This window comes from Pedobacter rhodius (assembly GCF_027213645.1).
In the GTDB taxonomy this organism is placed as follows: domain Bacteria; phylum Bacteroidota; class Bacteroidia; order Sphingobacteriales; family Sphingobacteriaceae; genus Pedobacter; species Pedobacter rhodius.
On the sequence record NZ_JAPWGL010000003.1, the window covers coordinates 776,196 to 793,701 of the forward strand.

The window sequence follows — 17,506 nt, forward strand, 5'->3', positions numbered from 1 at the left end:
AATCTTAATACTCAGGCCATAATAGCATACAAGTTTTTGCAAACTTAACTTATTCCACAAGTCGTCATTGCGAGGAGGAACGACGAAGCAATCTTACTACTATGGGTTTAAATAGCGACCACATTAGGACTTCTCCGTATCCTGCTTTCGATAGCTATCGGATGAGGATGTTGGATAAAATTAATCTAAACCCTTAAACTCAGAATATCATGAAATGCTTCCTCCATTTGACCATATTGAAACTTAAATCCTGAATCCAATAATATTGCCGGTTTTACCCACCTGCTTTTTAAAATAAGCTCTGTTTCGGTACCAATAATTTTTGCACCGATTTCTAACAACCAGGCCGGAGCCGGTAAACCAAAGGGCATTCCGTAAGCTGTTCTTAAAATTTTCATCATTTCAGTATTTTTAACAGCATTTGGTGCGGTACAATTTACAGCACCTTCAATTTCTGTATGATCGGTTAACCATTCTATACTTTGCGCCGCATCCTGCTCATGTATCCAGCTCACATATTGTTCTCCATCGCCTTGCTTGCCGCCCATTCCAACTTTAACCAGATTCAAAAGCCTTGGAAATGCGCCGTCGTTTCTACCCATAACGATTCCCATCCTCAATGCAATTTTTCTTGTTTTTGGATTAGTTGTCTCAAAAAATGTTTTCTCCCAGATCTGACAAACATCAATAGAAAAACCATATCCCACAGCGCCGGTTAATTCATCCTGAGGTTTGTCTTCGGCATGGCGATAAATAGTTGCAGAGGTAATATTAATAAAAAGCTTTGGCGGATTATCCAGCCGTTCTAAAATGTTGTTTAAAAGTTTAGTCGGCAAAACCCTGGAATTAATAATTTCCTCTTTGTTCTTTTTTGTGTAACGACAGTTTACGTTCTTGCCGCAAAGGTTAACCCACAAATCTGCATCGCCGATGTTTTCAACCCATCTGTCTTCGGTCTTTCCATCCCAAACCAGCGATTTTATGTTTCCTTCATCAGCCCTGGCTTTTCTGGCCAGGATAATAATTTCATCAGCTATGCTGCTAAAATGTTTTGCTAAAACACTTCCAAGGTAGCCGTTGCCACCGGCGAGTATTATTTTCTTGTATTTCATAACTATAAACTAAAGATTAAACCTAAAACAATTAAGCGGTATAGCACCCAGGCAATACTCATTACCAAGCCTAAATTTAAAATTTTACTCCGGCGCAGATGCTCCAAAAGCATTAATCCCGCGACCATTAAAAAGTATAAAATGTAAAATATAGCCGGAACTGGCAGCCATTTAATTAAAACTAATGGAACAATCAATAATAGAGCGCCTGCAAAAGAGATGGTCATCATGTTGCCTAAATATTCCCAGCGTTTCTCTCTTTTATAAAAACTAATTATGATGCCTTGAAAAAATATTTGCCCGCCACAGATTAAATATTCCCTGTAAGGATTTCCCAACGGAACAAAATCAATTAACAGATGTGCATAGCCTGTTAAAATGTATGCCGTTAACAACCAAGTAAGTAATAAGTACGCAATCCGGTATTTGATTTTAAAATCAGGTTGAATGGTGCTTCCCTTTACTGCGACAGGAATGATTACCTTTCTGTTGTAGGAGATAAAAGCATAAACTTTCTTCATCAGCCATATAAACGGTGCAAATGTGAATAAGGGTTTAAAAAAAGGCATTGCATTTCCAATGATTTTAAACAGGCTATTTATGCCATAAATTACTTCACCATTTTCAGTATTAACTAAGGCAATTTCATTAGCGGCTCGTTTCTTATCAATAAGCGGGCAAATATGTTCTGGTATACTTTGATAAGCTGACCGGCCATTTTCAGGCAACATATTAAATTTTGTAAATGCTTTTGTGTAAGCGTGACACATCGGACAATCTTCATCGAAAAGTATTACATGATTGGCTAGCGTTTTCATACTATTTAATTTTTTAGAATTTTCAGTAAAAATTGAAAGTTTGGGTTAAAAAATAAAGCCAAACGCGGCCTTAAATTTACATCAGCCACGCCGTTAAATGGCGGGCTTGCTACTAAGCCTTAAACACCTTCAATATCGAACCCCAAAACCAGCTTTCTTCGGCTTTTAACATCGTTTCTATGGTTTTATCTGCGTTTTTTGCAAGCTTATTAATATCTGCAACCGACTTCTGAAAGGTCTTAAATTCAATATCCTTTTCATCGCCGGTAACGTAAGATAGTTCGCCAAGAATTTTTAAAACAGGCTCTAACTCACGTTTTTTACGTTCTTTAGCAACCTGACGGGCAATATTCCAAACATCCTTATCTGCAAAAAAGTATTCTTTACGCTCGCCGGCTTTATGTTGCTTTTCAATTAATCCCCATCCAATTAAATCGCGAAGCGTCATGTTTGCATTACCTCTTGAAATGCTCAGCTGCTCCATAATTTCTTCAGTGGTAAGGGCTTCTGCAGAAATTAACAACAGCGCATGAACCTGTGCCATGGTCCGGTTTATGCCCCACTCAGAACCTAATTTTCCCCAGGCTTCAATAAATTTTAATTTTCCTTCTGCCAATTCCATGAACAAATATAATTATTTTTCTAAACTTTCAAAAATTATTGAAACTTTATTTTTTTTGAAATGATTTTTTTAAAAAACAAATCGTAAACTGCATAAGCAGACACTGTTTTTTTGTATTATTATTTTTTAATGTAAAGGCATTCAATTTATTCCTTTAATATACCGTTCAAATTTTTATTTTTGACGTTCGTTTAAACTTAAACAAACCTTAATGAATAACTGGTTTAAAAACAATGGCACTCATATAGCCATTATTGCAATTTTCGTAGTCATTTGTTTTGCCTACTTCAGTCCTGTTTTGCAGGGAAAAGCGCCACAGCAAGGTGATGTTTTGCAGGCTAAGGCTATGCAGAAAGAAATTATGGATGTGAAAGAATCCACTGGCAAAGGCCCGCTTTGGACTAATCAAATGTTTGGAGGTATGCCTGCCTATCAAATTTGGGTACAATATCCTTTAAATATAACGACCTATGGAATTGACGTAATTAAAGGTGTTTTTCCTGATCCGGTTGGAACTGTTTTAGTGTACCTATTAGGTGCATACCTATTATTCTGTGTTTTAAAAGTAAATCCCTGGCTTGCTGCGGCGGGCGCAATTGCTTTTGCTTTTACTTCCTATAACTTCATTATTATTGCAGCAGGCCATAGTAATAAGGCTTTGGCTATCGGATTTTTTGCACCTATATTAGCATCTATAATTTTAGTACTTCGAGGGAGGTATTTAGTTGGCGCTAGTCTATTGGCCTTGTTTATGGCATTGGAGATACGTTCCAATCATATCCAAATGACTTATTACCTTTTTATCGCTTTGTTCATTTTGGCATGTATAGAATTTTATCATGCTGTTAAAACAAAGCATCTAGCTGTATTTGGCAAATCTATTGCTTATATTTTTGCAGGACTTTTTCTATCAATTTTAGTTAATGCAGGTACATTATGGACGACTTATGAATATGGTAAAGAAACAATTCGTGGAAAATCCAACTTAACTACCGATAAAGCAGAGCCAGCAAATGGCTTAGATAGAGAATATGCTTACCAATGGAGTCAGGGTGTTGGAGAAAGTTTCTCATTCCTTATTCCGAATATATATGGTGGAGCAAGTAGTATTGATGAAATGATTAAGCCTGAGAGCAATACTTACAAAGCGGTTGAAAAAAACCTTCAAGGGGTAGATCCTCGGCAAGCGATTGGTTATGTGGCTCAAAACTTAGGGACAAACCAATATTGGGGTAACAAACCGGGCACCTCTGGTCCATATTATTTTGGGGCTGTAATTTGCCTACTTTTTGTGTTTGGTTTATTTATTGTAAAGCACCGTTGGAAATGGTGGATTTTTGGAACTAGCATTTTGTTGTTATTCCTTTCCTTTGGACAGAATTTCCCGTTAATCTCAGATATCTTCTTCAATTATCTGCCAATGTATAATAAGTTCCGAGCCGTAGAATCTATTCTGGCTGTTGTGGGTTTCTTAGCCCCCTTATTAGCAATCTTGGCAATTAAAGAAGCTCAAGAAGGGAGATACGAGCAAAAATATTTGGTACAACGCCTCACTTGGTCGGCTGGAATTACGGGAGGTATTGCGTTGATTATTGTTATAATACCTACTGCATTCTTCAGCTTTACCCAGGCCAACCAGGCGCAGGTTTTGGATGCTTTAACACAAACTCTACAGAATAACCGCGGTGCTGCAATGGAAATTTTAAATGGCATTATTGCCGACCGCGTTGCTTTAGCGCGTGCTGATGCTTTACGCACCTTATTGTTCATTGCCATTGGTTTTGGTATTACCTGGGCTTTCATCACCAAAAAAATGAACATGCAACTGGCCTTTGGGTTATTGGCTTTGTTTGTGCTGATCGATTTGTGGCAGGTAGACCGTAGATATTTAAACAACCAGAATTTTGTAAGCAAATCTGATTTAGATAACCACTATCAGCCAAGAGATGTAGATAATTTTATCTCAGCCGATAAAGATCCAAACTTCAGGGTTTTTGATATGTCATTGGGCGATCCGTTTAAAAGTGCTGAAACTTCTTATTTCCATAAAACTGTTGGTGGTTTCCACTCGGCGAGGTTAAAACGTTTCCAGGAACTTGTAGATAACCAGATGACGAAAAGCATCAATCAGGATGTTTTAGATATGTTAAATACGAAATACATCATTACTCAGGATCAGAAAACAGGTTCGTATAAAATGCAGCGTAATCCAACGGCTTGTGGTAATGCATGGTTTGTAGAAAGCGTTCAATATGTTAAAAATGCTGATGAGGAAATGAAGGCCATCAGCAGTTTCGATGCAAAAAAAGAGGCTATTGTCGATCAAAGCTACAAAGGTATGATGAACAGTAAACTTTTAGGCACCGGCCAGGAAGGTTTCATTAAATTAACTAATTACAATCCAGACCACCTGACTTATGAATATTCTACAGCGAAAGATGTAATTGCAGTTTTCTCAGAGATTTACTACAATAAAGGCTGGAAGATGTACATCGACGGGGTAGAAAAACCTTATTTCAGAGCTGATTATGTTTTACGTGCGGCTCAGTTAGAAGCCGGTAATCATAAATTAGAATTTATTTTCTATCCGAATTCTTATTATACCGGCGAGAAAATTTCGTTAGCCGGTTCTGTCTTATTGGTACTTGGTTTAGGCTTCGGCTTTTATTCTGAAAACAAGAAAAAGAAAGTGGTTAAAGCTTAATAAAGTACTCTTTCAACCGAATAATTTAAAAAATACCCTTATGCAAATCGCTTAAGGGTATTTTTTTGCTTGTCATTTGAATATAATTATTAATCAAATGATTAAATTTAACAATACCGTAACATTTGTTTGATATACAGAGTCTTACCTTTGTTTATAAATCAGATGATATGTTGGAATCATTCTTTGCGATTTGTCTTTTAATCGTTGTACTTTATTTCTTTAGTCCTTTTGAGGTAAAACTCGATGAGGAAGAAGAGTGGTAAAATAGCTTCCTTAATCTTAAACTGCTTTTTCCAAGCGGTGATACAATTCCTAGCCCCTAAAATTTTTGTTTATGGATAAAAGAAATGTCGATGTAGTCGTAATATCCGATGTACATCTGGGCACCTATGGTTGCCATGCAAAAGAACTTTTAAAATACCTGAAAAGCATTAAACCCAAAACGCTTATCCTTAATGGCGATATTATTGATATCTGGCAGTTTAGTAAAAGCTACTGGCCTGAATCGCACATGAAAGTTATACGTAAGCTTATGAAATTTGTTTCAGAAGGCGTTGAAGTTCATTATCTAACAGGAAACCATGATGAAATGCTGAGAAAATTCGATGGAATGGAAATGGGTTCTTTTCACCTGGCCAACAAGTTGATTCTTGAGCTTGATGGGAAAAAAGCCTGGTTTTTTCATGGTGATGTTTTTGATGTGACCATGCAGCATTCTAAATGGCTCGCAAAAATGGGTGCGGTTGGTTACGATACCCTGATATTGATAAACAGTTTTGTAAACTGGATATTAAAGGCCTTCGGAAGGGAGAAAATGAGTTTCTCTAAAAAGATAAAGGCAAAATTTAAGGATGCGGTTAAATTCATTAATAGTTTTGAGCAGGTTGCTGCTGAACTGGCAATAGAAAAAGGTTATGATTATGTAGTTTGCGGCCATATTCATCAACCCGAAAAACGAGAAATAGCCGTCGAAAATGGAAAAGTAACTTACCTGAATAGTGGCGATTGGGTAGAAAGTTTAACGGCTTTGGAGTATAAAGAGAAAAGCTGGTCTGTTTTTAAATATGATAATAAAGATTTTATTAAAGATGAAATGGACGACGGAATCCTGTCTGATGCCGAAGATTTAAAGAGCAAACTGGATATAAATATTCTTTTACAAAATATTAAATATGAAATTGCCCGATAAATTAAGATATTCGGTCTTTAGCACATGAAAATACTTTACGCAATACAAGGCACAGGAAACGGACACATCAGCAGGGCAAGAGAAATTATTCCATTGCTTCAGAAATATGGCGAACTCGATATTTTGGTTAGCGGTACGCAGGCTGATGTTAAACTAAGTCAGCCGGTGAAATACCAGTTACATGGTTTTAGCTTTATTTTCGGAAAAAAGGGAGGAGTAGATCATTTCAAAACCTGGTTAAGCATGAATCTTTTTCGTTTCAGGAAAGATATGAAACAACTTCAGCTTAAAGATTACAACCTTATTGTGAACGATTTTGAGCCTGTAAGTGCCTGGGCTTGTAAACTGCAGGGGATTGAATGTGTTTCTTTAAGTCACCAGGCCGCTTTTAAATCAAAAAAAGTTCCGAGGCCGCGTACCATCGACTGGGGCAAAGTTATACTCAGCCATTATGCACCAACTAAATACCATATCGGTTTTCATTTCGACAGATATGATGATTTTATTTACACGCCTGTTATCCGTTCCGAAATCAGGCAGCTTGAAAGTAAAAATCTCGGCCACTATACTGTTTATTTACCCGCAATAGATGATAAACGATTGGTGAAATTACTTGTTCAGATTCCTGGTGTAAAATGGCAGGTTTTTTCTAAGCACAATAAAGAAAGCTACCAGGAACAGAATGTTTTTGTTGAGCCTGTTAATAATGAAAAATTTAACAAAAGCCTCGCAACCTGCGAAGGCCTTTTTACCGGTGGTGGCTTTGAAGGACCCGCTGAAGCATTATACCTGGGTAAAAAACTGTTGGTTGCGCCCATGCGTTTCCAGTTCGAACAACAATGTAATGCTTATGCTTTGAAACAGTTTGGTTTACCTGTTATCTGGGGAAGTACCAGGAACTGGTTGCCGATAGTTAAAAAATGGGTAGAGCAACCTCAAAATCACCAGTTTAATTTTCCGGATGAAACCGCGAAGATTATTGATGATATGGTGAAGAAGTACGCAAGGATTTAAGTGCAAATCTTCCGGTCAACAGCCTCAGTTTTGCCTTTACAGATTGAAATCAAATACATTATCTAAAATTAATTCTGTGGGGCTAAAAACTATTTATGGTCTGCGAAGAAGACATAGGTGTCCGGAAGAATAAAAACCATTAAGAAAATTAAGCAATTTGCATTCAATAACCTTGACTTCTAAATGGTTTTAAAAATTTAAACTTAATAAATTGATTTTGATTGAGGCGTTAAACGATATTCAAACGCTTCCGAACAATTTTGGTGATGGCACAGACCAAAGACTTGTTGAATAAGTATGCAAGAGTTTAAGCTTTAGGCTTTCAGCTTTCAGCTTTTTATCTTTACTTTGCCAATTCTACTACAGGCATGATTAATCAGTTCAGAAAGTTAAATCCAATTAACCTTATTTTGCTGTTTGCATACACATTTTTTATGCGTATGGCTATATTTTATAATATGCCTGCTCAGCTAAATTTTGATTTCCTGGAGCCATTTGCAAGATTACTCATCAACATCAATTTAGAGAACGCTTTTTCCCCTTCTACTAATGTTTTTTTTGCGACGGTTTTAGTATTTATCCAGGCGTTAATTTTTAACCGGATAATCAATAATCATAATCTTTTAGCTAAGCCCAGTTTTTTGCCGGCTTTAATGTATATCACCGGTGCCAGTTTGTTTCTGCCATTTATGGTATTAAGTCCGGCACTGGTTTGCAATTTTCTTTTAATCTGGCTGATTGATAAGTTTTTAAAGCTGAATAAAAGTTTAAATTCCATAACCACAGTATTTGATATCGGAATGATTATCGCCATCGGAACGTTGATTTACTTTCCTTTTATGGTAATGTTAATCATGATTTTTTTATCATTACTTCTTTTCCGTTCGTTCAACTGGCGGGAATGGGTGGCCGGGCTGGTCGGGTTTTTAACCGTGTTTTTCTTTCTTGCGGTATTTTATTTCTGGAAAGATAATCTTACCTCGTTCTATCAGATTTGGAAACCCCTGGGCAATAAATTCCCCTCTGTCTTTAAAATAAATTATAACGATTACCTCGTACTTATACCTGTCGCGGTTATTATTATTCTGGCATCTTTACAATTAAGGGAAAATTTTTTCAGGAGTTTTATAAGCACCAGGAAAGGATTCCAGATGTTATTTTTTATGTTTTTGGTTTCAGCGGCGAGCTTTTACCTAAAACCCGATTTCAGAACCTGGCATTTTTTGCTCTGCGTGCCACCTGGTGCAGTGCTTTTAGCCTACTATTTCAGCAATGCCAAAAAGAGGTGGTTTTACGAAACACTATTTCTTCTTTTTGTACTTTCTGTACAGTACTTTCTCTTTGTTTAACCTTTTTTAACAAAATGATTCCTCAAAACTTATTAAAGATTAATAGCTTTGTGGCACGATTAAATAGTTTTTAAACTTTTCAACAAAGGGTTGCGAAGATAATATAACTGATTCTTATTAGATAAATGCATAATTTAAGTATTGATATAGGTAATACTTCTACCAAAGTTGCAGTTTTTGCAAATAAGGAAATTATACATTATCAACGTTTAAATAAAATAAGTTCCGATGATTTGATTCCCTTGGTTGATGGATTTAAAATCGGAAAATCAATTATCAGCACTGTTGATGAAGAAGTAGAAGAACTGGAATCCTTTTTAAGGCATAAAACACAATACATTCGTTTTTCTGCCTTGCTTACAAATGGAGTTTGCAATAAATATAAAACGCCTTCAACATTAGGATTAGACAGATGGGCAGCCATTTTGGGGGCAAATGCAATATTCCCTGGTAATTCTAGTTTGGTTATTGATGGAGGAACCTGCATTACCTATGATTTACTAAGCTCGGAAAAAGAATATTTTGGCGGGAGTATAAGTCCCGGAATTAGTATGCGTTTTAAAGCAGTGCATGAATTTACCGGCAGGCTACCTTTGGTAAATTGGGATGCAAAAATGCCGGTTCCCGAAGGAAGAGATACCCAAACGGCGATACAAAACGGGGTTTTGCAGGGAATAATTAATGAGATTGAAGGGTTTATAGCCCTGAATAATATAAAAGAAAGTGCCTTAAAGGTTATTTTAACCGGTGGTGATGGTGATTTTTTGTTTAACCAATTACAAAACAGCATCTTTGCGCCACAGATAATAAAAGATCCCTATTTGGTTTTAAAAGGATTAAATGAAGCTATTGCAGATTAAAATGTACAAAAGAATAAATTATATTACAGCCATACTCGTTCTAGTTTGTGGTTTGAGTGTTCAGGCACAGGTTACCACTTCATCACCATACTCGAGATATGGACTTGGAAATGTTAAAGGTTCGTTACTGCCGCAATTGAGGGCAATGGGCGGTATCTCGACAGCTGTTAGTGCAATTAATGGTTTTAATTACATCAACATGCAAAATCCTGCATCTTATTCAAGTATAAATTTAACAACGATTGATATAGGCATGAGTGCCAGCTTAACTAATCTTTCCAGAAATAACTTAAGTGAAACAAGTTTTAATTCTACTTTCAGCCACATCGCGTTTGCCGTGCCTGTAAATAGAAAATCTGCATTAAGTTTTGGTATTTTACCTTACTCTGATTTAGGCTACAGCTATAAAAATTCTGTTAAAGTTGATACCCTTTCGGTTGATCAGCTGTATGAAGGAGAAGGCGGTCTATCTAAAGCCTATTTAGGTTATGGTTATAAATTTGGCGATCACTTCAGCATTGGTGGTAATGTTGAATATATTTTTGGTAATTTATTAACCACTCGTGCAACGGAGTATGCAGTGGCCGGAGCAGTAAATGCCAAGCTTCAAAATAAAAACAGTGTAGGCGGTTTAAATTATTCATACGGCGCGCAGTACAATTTTAATGTTTCTCGGAAATTATCAATGACTTTAGGTTATTCGGGAAGCAGTTCAGGTAAAGTAAATTCAAAACAATCATTTTATGCAACGCAATATACACGCGATGCCAGCGGCAATGAGAATACTGCCCTTGATACTTTAAGTGCGGTTACGAATGCAAAATCAAATTTAACCTTGCCATTAACACATAACTTTGGTATTTCTATACAGGAAACTGATAAATGGTTAATTGGTGCCGATTTCAGAATGAGCAAATGGTCTAATGTTAGTGTGAATAATGTTAATCAGGGTTTGCAGAACAGTTGGGGCGCATCATTGGGTACCCAGTTTACACCCGATATTACCTCATATAACAGCTATTTCAAGCGCGTAGATTATCGTTTGGGTGTAAGCTATGATAAAACATATATTCAAATTGGCAACCAGGATATTAAACAAATGGGCGCATCGGTAGGATTTGGTTTCCCTTTGCCTTCTGCTAATGGCTTAAGTTTCTATAAAATCAACTTTACAACAGAAGTTGGTCAGCGGGGTACCTTAACAAATAACCTGGTTAAAGAGCAATATATAAACTTCCACTTAGGGTTTACCTTAAATGATAAATGGTTCCGTAAGTACAAAGTAGATTAAATGATGCAGAAGGCGTTTTTATATGGCCTGATGCTTATGTTACCGGCTTTGCTGGTGTCGTGTGGAGATGATGATCTGAAAAAAGCCAATCCTGTCGGCAATCAAAAAGTAATCCTGAACAGAGACAGAACCATTGGTGTGGAAATCATTTACAGCGATTCAGCAAGGGTAAAGGCTAAAGGAAATGCGCCGATAATGGATAAGGTAACCACCCAAAGTGGCAGCACTTACCAGGAAATGATTAAAGGTGTAAAGATTGATTTCTTTGATGTCAATCAACCGGGTGTAGTAGATGGAACTCTAATCTGCGATTATGCCATCAGAAAAGAGCAGGAACAAAAAACTTTCTTCCGGAGAAATGTAATCGTTAAAAATGCGAAAGGCGATACCTTTTCATCAGAAGAATTGATATGGGATGAAGCAAAAAAATTATTTTATTCTACGCAAAGAGTTTATATAAGGGATGTAAATGGAGAAAATAAAGGAAGTGGAATTGATTTTCAAGCACCACAGGATTTTAGTACGTATACGCTTAACACAGCTAATGGAGAATTTAACCAAAGCCCGATAGCACCTTAATAGCTTTGGTTAAATTCAAGAATAAACTCACTTTAGATTGCCCAAGAGGCGCTTCCACAACTGTCGCAACACCAGTGGCCTCCATTTGAAACTGCTTGTTGAGCATCAGCATACGATATGCCAGCAATAACGGTTCCGTTAGCGCTATGACTTGCAGAACCATAAGGATGCCCGCTAGATCCTCCCCAATCCATACCTCCAAAGTTAGAACCTCCACTTGAAGTGTTTGGTAATAATACCTGACATGTGCCGCCTGGTGAAGCTACGTTACCACCTAAAATTTGTTTTAATTGAGCCCTGGTTAAAATTTCCCCTTTGGAAAAACCAGCAGAATTTAAATTTAACTTTTTCATGTTAATCTTTTAAGATGTGAATATTAAAATGAAATATCGTAATATATTAAATTACAAAGCATTTTTCTTTGAATAATTCTATTCAATATTTGAATAAAATTATTCGTTAACTTAAATTGCAATATAAAATAAAAGGAGCATGAGTTTACAAGGGAATAAGATTATTTTGACACGAGCTGAATTGAAAGAAATACGTGTAAATGAAAATATTAGAAAATATAGAGTAGAAAGGTGTTTAACTCAGGAGTTTATGGCAAGTAGCATGAATATCACGCAGAGTACTTATTATAAAATAGAAAGCGGTTTTACTAAAATTTCAATGATAAATTGCAAAAAATAGCTAATATTTTAGATATTCCTTTGGATTCATTTTTTAAGAATAATTATGTTAGACCATCGGATTTAGAGGTATTAGAAAATACAATAATGGAAAAAGACCTTCGTATTAAAGAATTGGAGCGTCAATTATTATCAATGTCATTTATTGTTGATGAGCTTAAAAGTTCATTTGTTAAGTAAAACACATTTACTTTTTCATTTGATTTCTAGAAATATGTCCATGTTTATTTTGTTGATTTTTAGATACTTGATAAATAAAATTTTGTATTTTCTTTTTTGAGGCAAATTTGTATCTTGCGCCCTCTTAAAAAAACTAAATAATATAAGTACAATATGGGATTAATGACATTTTTGCGTAACCGTGCAGGCTATATACTAGTCTTTGCTATCGGTTTTGCAATTGTTGCATTTTTAGTAGGCGATGCAATTAACGTGGGTAAGCCTTTTTGGGCCGCAAACCAGAAAACAGTGGGTTCGGTTGATGGAAACGATATCAGTATAGATGATTTCGGACCAAAGGTAGAGCAGAATTTAAATCAATTTAAACAGCAATACGGCGGCAGTGCAAACGCACAGATGACCGCAATGGCTGTAGATCAGGCATGGAACGCGGAGTTGGCAGGTGTATTGTTAAACAAAGAATATGAACGCTTAGGTTTAACCGTTTCTGAAGATGAGTTGGTTGATTTATTGGTAGGCCAAAACCCAAGTCCTTTAATAAAACAATATTTCACAAATCCTCAAACCGGTCAGTTAGACCGTATGCAATTAAATAGTTTCTTAAAATCTAAGGATCCACAGGCACAAAATCAATCGGCTTTGTTGCAAACGGAAGTTAAGAATCAAACTTTGCAGCAAAAATATTCCAACTTAATCCGTAATTCGGTTTATGTAACCTCATTAGAAGCAACTGACGAGTATACCAATCGCAATAAACTGGCTAATTTTAAATATGTGAGTCTCGATTATACATCAGTTCCTGACGCTTCGATAAAATTAACAGATGCTGATTATTCAGAATATTACGATGCAAACAAAGCACGTTTTAACAATCCTCAGGAAACACGTTCTTTCGAATATGTTACTTTTAGCATTAAACCGACGAGAGCAGATTCTTTAGCCGTTAAAACACAGATTGATAAAATTGCAGCTGATTTTAAAGTGGCTAAAAACGATTCGCTTTTCGCTGCCATTAATTCTGACGTAAAAATTCCGTTCACTTATATAACTAAAGGAAAACTAGATCCTGCCGTAGATTCTGCGGTATTTTCATTGCCTGCAGGTAGCTTTTACGGTCCGGCATTATCAGGAAATTCTTATAAAGTTATTAAAGTGGTTTCAACACGTTTCTCGCCAGATTCTGTAAAAGTAAGTCACATTCTTATCGACCCCGCTAAAGTTGGTGGCGAAGATAAAGCCGTTAAATTAGCAGATTCATTAAAAGGATTAATTTCCAAAGGCGGAAACTTTGCTGAATTAGCTAAAACCTATAGCGTAGATGGTTCTAAAGATAAAGGTGGTTCACTTCCTGCATTTGCTCGCGGCCAGATGGTTCCTGAATTTGAGAGCGCTGCATTTGATGGAACTGCGGGCGACTTAAAAGTTGTTAAATCTCAGTTCGGTTACCATATTATGAAAATCGAGAAACAAATCGGTTCATCTAAAGTAGCTAAATTGGCTTACGTCGAAAAAGCACTTTCGGCAAGTAGCAAAACACAGGCTTCGGCTTACAAAGCAGCAAGCAAATTTCTGGCAGATGCGAAAGATGGTAATTTTAGTAAATTAGCAGAAGCAGGGAAACTTAAGGTTGCTATGGCAGATAAAATCACGGCTTCTCAGGGCTTCGCTCCAGGTCTAGATAATCCCCGTAAACTAATTCAAGATGCCTATGCTGCTGATAAAGGTGATGTTTTACCTGAAATCTATACAATGGCTGATGCGTACGTTGTGGCTCATTTAACGGATGTAAAACCTAAAGGCACTTTATCTTTAGATGCCGTAAAAAAAGAAATTCAGCCAATGGTGCTTAACGCAGCCAAAGCTAAATTGTTAAAAACTAAGTTTGAAAACGCAGGTAAAACCGGTTTAGCTCAGGTGGCATCTAAAGTAGCCCGTCCAGTAGTGCCTGTTCAGAATATTGTTTTTGCTAATCCAATTATTCCTGGCGTTGCGCAGGAAAATAAATTAGTGGGTTCGGTATTTGGTGCGCAACCTGGTAAAGTTTCTGCACCGGTTGAAGGAGAACGCGGTGTTTATGTGTTTTCTGTAGACGGTTTTACAAATCCCGCTCCGATTGCAAACATGTTTAAACAAAAAGAAACGATGTTATTAAGCCTAGGTCAACGTTCATTGGGCGCTGCTTTCCAGGCTTTACAAGATAATGCGAAGATAAAAGACAATCGCGTGAAATTCTATTAATTAGAAATTGCGTAATTTTGTAACCGTTCCGATTTAACATCGGAACGGTTTTTTTATTTAAATACTATGGAAATTCAGGAAAATTTCGTTAACAAAGTTGCAAACAGCGGTTTAATCACCTTAAATCTGGAAGATTATTATCACCCAGGAGAAAGAGTTGTTTATGATATCAAAGAAAATCTTTTCCATGGTTTAATGCTTAGAGAAAAGGATTTCAGGGAGTTTATCAAAACCCACGACTGGTCTCAATACCAGGATAAAAATGTTGCCATTATTTGTTCTGCCGATGCTATTGTTCCCACCTGGGCGTATATGCTTTTAGCAAACCGGTTAAAGCCATATGCTAACGAAGTTGTTTTCGGTAACCTGGATACATTGGAAGCGGTTATGTTTTCGAAAGCATTAAGTAAAATTAATCCGCAGGATTATGCAAACGAACGCGTTGTTGTAAAAGGATGTGGCGATATCGATGTTCCGGTTTCGGCTTACGTGGAAATTACCAACCTGCTTACGCCCGTTGTTAAAAGTATTATGTTCGGTGAACCTTGTTCAACTGTTCCCGTATTTAAAAGAAAAGATTAATTTTTGGTTTGCTTTTTGCATATCTTGTCAGGATAAAGCAAATAGATTGTTTATAATGCGGCTATCATGCATAATTGAAACCAGCTGAGCAAATGAAAAGATTATTTTTAATCATCTCCTGTACTTTTTATGTACTTGCCACTTCTGCGCAGGAATTGCCGCTGAAAAAAGAGGCTGTTTTTCAGGAAGGGGAAGTATTGAAATATAAGCTGCGCTATGGTTTTATCACAGCTGCCGAGGCAACTATAAAAGTTCAGAATTCTGATTTAAAATTTGATAACAGGCCGACCTATAAATTAACTGTTGATGCGCAGACATCAGGCACTTTTGATGTTTTTTATAAAATAAGAGATCATTACGATTCTTACATTGATAAAACGGATTTGTTGCCTTATTTCTATCAGGAAAATATAAGAGAGGCAAGTTATCGCAGGCAAGATAAAGCCCGATTTACGCAAGATGCGAAGAAGGTTGTTTCAAACAGAGGTACGTTTACGACACCAACAACACAAACTTTCGACTTGGTTTCTGCTTATTATTTTGCAAGAAGCCTCGACATCAGCAAGCTTAAAATTGGTGATAAGTTTAAGCTGAATTATTTCCTTGGCGATGAAATCTCAGCATTGGAAATTGAATATGCCGGAAAGGAAACGGTTAAGAATAAGTTAGGAAATATACGTTGTTTAAAATTCAGCCCCTCTATAAAACCCGGTAGAATTTTCAAAAAAGATAGTCGTTTATACCTTTGGGTTACCGATGATGGCAACCGGGTTCCGGTGAAGGCACAGGTAGAGATACTGGTTGGAGCAGTAACAATGGAATTAACAGCTGCCGATGGCTTAAAATATGCTTTGGCAAAAGAATAATGATGATAGAAGTTGAACAGGTGCTGGTGCACGAAGACATTTTAAAAGAAAACTTTGTTTGCAATTTAAGCAAGTGCAAGGGTATTTGTTGTGTGGAAGGCGATTCAGGGGCACCATTGGATAATGATGAAAAGGCAATTTTAGAAGAAATTTATCCGAAGATAAAACACCTTTTGAATGATAAGGGGATAAAAGCGATTGAAGAACAAGGTGTATATGTTGTTGATGAGGATGGCGATTTAACCACGCCTTGTGTCGACAAGAATAAAGAATGTGCTTATGTACTTTTTGAGGGCGGCATCACGAAATGCGCTATTGAAAAAGCTTATGAACAGGGATTAGTCGATTGGCAAAAACCTATTTCCTGCCACTTGTATCCCATCCGGATTACTAAATACCCCGAATTTGAAGTTTTAAATTACGACAGGTGGCACATTTGCCACGATGCCTGTACATTCGGACGGGAATTGAAGGTGCCGGTTTATAGCTTTCTTAAAGGACCACTTATTCGCAAGTATGGAGAAGCATGGTATAAAGAATTGGAAGAATCTGTTGCGGCGATGTAATGCTTTAGCAGGATAGATCTAATTATTTCTTTCTTGGTTATAGGTTTCTCAGGAACGTCATTGCGAACTGAAGCAATGGGCTGTGCGTTTAGTGTGAAGCAATCTTTTTTGTTGGAAAAACATTAATTCGGCACAGAAAAGATTGAATAGCGATTTTTTCAATTCCGCTCTGCTCCAGTCACTAAATTAAATTCCGGGTTATTTTTCCTTTGATAATGTATAAAGCAGTAATACTTGTTTTATCTATAATGGTATCGCCTTTAAAATTCGGATTGGATGATCTTAAGATAAGTTTGTCTTTATTGCTATGTTCGAAGATGAGTTTTATGCTCCGGAGATGGTTAGACTTCTCATTGGCCATTACCACATAAGCTTCGCCCCATTGCAAAACTTCTAAATTGGTTACTTCCCGTACCGCTATAATTTCGCCCGAAGCATATTTTGGATACATGCTATCTCCATAAACCGGCAGGTATGCGGTACAATCGTTAAAAGGTTTATAGTTTACGAAGTAATCTGCTTTATCTTCCTCTAATAATAAGGTATCGGTATCCGAAAGACTGATGTCGAAATAGGGCACGCCTTCTTTTGTTTCTGAAATTACAGGGCCTTTCTTTAAAAAAGGTTCTCCAATTCCTTTTTCAAGCCATTCGATGTTAACGTTAAATTTTAAAAAGAGCCTGTCTTTTATAGCAGTTGAAATCCCGATTCGCCCGCGTAAAACATCCGAGAGCGTACCTTCCTTAATATTAAGGCTTGCAGCAAATTCTTTCTGTGTTTTAAAATTTAACCGTTCTATAATAATTTTTAACCTCTGATTTTCAGTCATTCAAAAATGTTT

Annotated in this window: 18 protein-coding genes; 13 read left to right on the top strand and 5 right to left on the bottom strand. The window is 36.7% G+C overall.

What is annotated here, in order from left to right; all coding sequences use genetic code 11:
• Nucleotides 1-185: 185 nt before the first annotated feature.
• From O0931_RS13465 to O0931_RS13475, 3 genes are all read right to left on the bottom strand, one after another.
• Nucleotides 186-1,112, bottom strand: coding sequence for a TIGR01777 family oxidoreductase (locus O0931_RS13465; RefSeq protein WP_269416094.1), 927 nt, complete (start codon nucleotides 1,110-1,112; stop codon nucleotides 186-188).
• Nucleotides 1,113-1,114: 2 nt separating this feature from the next.
• The gene (locus O0931_RS13470) at nucleotides 1,115-1,930 is read right to left on the bottom strand and encodes a DCC1-like thiol-disulfide oxidoreductase family protein (RefSeq protein ID WP_269416095.1); all 816 of its coding nucleotides are present in this window, start codon (nucleotides 1,928-1,930) and stop codon (nucleotides 1,115-1,117) included.
• A gap of 112 nt (nucleotides 1,931-2,042) precedes the next feature.
• Nucleotides 2,043-2,552 (bottom strand): GbsR/MarR family transcriptional regulator, encoded by a 510-nt coding sequence (locus tag O0931_RS13475; protein WP_269416096.1) that lies wholly within the window; start codon nucleotides 2,550-2,552, stop codon nucleotides 2,043-2,045.
• A gap of 211 nt (nucleotides 2,553-2,763) precedes the next feature.
• Here O0931_RS13475 and O0931_RS13480 point away from each other — a divergent pair, with 211 nt between their 5' ends.
• The 7 genes from O0931_RS13480 to O0931_RS13510 all read left to right on the top strand — a co-directional run bounded on the left by O0931_RS13480 (nucleotide 2,764) and on the right by O0931_RS13510 (nucleotide 11,541).
• Nucleotides 2,764-5,256 carry a YfhO family protein gene (locus tag O0931_RS13480; protein WP_269416097.1) on the top strand — a complete coding sequence of 831 codons (2,493 nt, stop codon included), beginning with the start codon at nucleotides 2,764-2,766 and terminating at the stop codon, nucleotides 5,254-5,256.
• Nucleotides 5,257-5,593: 337 nt separating this feature from the next.
• Nucleotides 5,594-6,448, top strand: coding sequence for a UDP-2,3-diacylglucosamine diphosphatase (locus O0931_RS13485; protein ID WP_269416098.1), 855 nt, complete (start codon nucleotides 5,594-5,596; stop codon nucleotides 6,446-6,448).
• A 24-nt stretch (nucleotides 6,449-6,472) separates the two neighbouring features.
• Nucleotides 6,473-7,462: a glycosyltransferase family protein gene (locus O0931_RS13490; protein WP_269416099.1), complete on the top strand. Its 990-nt coding sequence runs from the start codon at nucleotides 6,473-6,475 to the stop codon at nucleotides 7,460-7,462.
• Between the two features lie 440 nt (nucleotides 7,463-7,902).
• Nucleotides 7,903-8,811 carry a DUF6427 family protein gene (locus O0931_RS13495; RefSeq protein WP_269416100.1) on the top strand — a complete coding sequence of 303 codons (909 nt, stop codon included), beginning with the start codon at nucleotides 7,903-7,905 and terminating at the stop codon, nucleotides 8,809-8,811.
• A gap of 125 nt (nucleotides 8,812-8,936) precedes the next feature.
• The gene (locus O0931_RS13500) at nucleotides 8,937-9,671 is read left to right on the top strand and encodes a type III pantothenate kinase (protein ID WP_269416101.1); all 735 of its coding nucleotides are present in this window, start codon (nucleotides 8,937-8,939) and stop codon (nucleotides 9,669-9,671) included.
• A gap of 1 nt (nucleotide 9,672) precedes the next feature.
• On the top strand, nucleotides 9,673-10,962 hold the full coding sequence (gene bamG / locus O0931_RS13505; RefSeq protein WP_269416102.1) for a BamG family beta-barrel-assembly machinery protein: 1,290 nt from the start codon (nucleotides 9,673-9,675) through the stop codon (nucleotides 10,960-10,962).
• Nucleotides 10,963-11,541, top strand: a complete 579-nt coding sequence (locus O0931_RS13510; RefSeq protein ID WP_269416103.1) for an LPS export ABC transporter periplasmic protein LptC — start codon at nucleotides 10,963-10,965, stop codon at nucleotides 11,539-11,541.
• A 32-nt stretch (nucleotides 11,542-11,573) separates the two neighbouring features.
• Here O0931_RS13510 and O0931_RS13515 read toward each other — a convergent pair whose 3' ends face one another.
• Nucleotides 11,574-11,894 carry a hypothetical protein gene (locus O0931_RS13515; protein ID WP_269416104.1) on the bottom strand — a complete coding sequence of 107 codons (321 nt, stop codon included), beginning with the start codon at nucleotides 11,892-11,894 and terminating at the stop codon, nucleotides 11,574-11,576.
• Between the two features lie 262 nt (nucleotides 11,895-12,156).
• On the opposite strand from O0931_RS13515, the gene O0931_RS20155 reads away from it, so the two are divergent.
• The 6 genes from O0931_RS20155 to O0931_RS13540 all read left to right on the top strand — a co-directional run bounded on the left by O0931_RS20155 (nucleotide 12,157) and on the right by O0931_RS13540 (nucleotide 16,665).
• The gene (locus O0931_RS20155; protein ID WP_428982694.1) at nucleotides 12,157-12,234 is read left to right on the top strand and encodes a helix-turn-helix domain-containing protein; all 78 of its coding nucleotides are present in this window, start codon (nucleotides 12,157-12,159) and stop codon (nucleotides 12,232-12,234) included.
• A complete protein-coding gene (locus O0931_RS13520) occupies nucleotides 12,222-12,413 on the top strand; it encodes a hypothetical protein (RefSeq protein WP_269416105.1) in 192 nt (63 codons plus the stop codon). The genes O0931_RS20155 and O0931_RS13520 overlap by 13 nt, the downstream gene beginning before the upstream one ends.
• Before the next feature lie 153 nt (nucleotides 12,414-12,566).
• Entirely contained in the window at nucleotides 12,567-14,651 is a 2,085-nt protein-coding gene (locus O0931_RS13525; RefSeq protein WP_269416106.1) for a peptidylprolyl isomerase, read from the top strand.
• A gap of 66 nt (nucleotides 14,652-14,717) precedes the next feature.
• The gene (locus O0931_RS13530; protein ID WP_269416107.1) at nucleotides 14,718-15,233 is read left to right on the top strand and encodes a DUF2480 family protein; all 516 of its coding nucleotides are present in this window, start codon (nucleotides 14,718-14,720) and stop codon (nucleotides 15,231-15,233) included.
• 92 nt (nucleotides 15,234-15,325) lie between these two features.
• Nucleotides 15,326-16,099 (top strand): DUF3108 domain-containing protein, encoded by a 774-nt coding sequence (locus tag O0931_RS13535; RefSeq protein ID WP_269416108.1) that lies wholly within the window; start codon nucleotides 15,326-15,328, stop codon nucleotides 16,097-16,099.
• A 2-nt stretch (nucleotides 16,100-16,101) separates the two neighbouring features.
• On the top strand, nucleotides 16,102-16,665 hold the full coding sequence (locus O0931_RS13540) for a DUF3109 family protein (protein ID WP_269416272.1): 564 nt from the start codon (nucleotides 16,102-16,104) through the stop codon (nucleotides 16,663-16,665).
• A 181-nt stretch (nucleotides 16,666-16,846) separates the two neighbouring features.
• Here the strand turns inward: O0931_RS13540 and O0931_RS13545 are convergent, their stop codons facing one another.
• Nucleotides 16,847-17,494: a LexA family transcriptional regulator gene (locus O0931_RS13545; protein WP_269416109.1), complete on the bottom strand. Its 648-nt coding sequence runs from the start codon at nucleotides 17,492-17,494 to the stop codon at nucleotides 16,847-16,849.
• Between the last annotated feature and the right edge of the window lie 12 nt (nucleotides 17,495-17,506).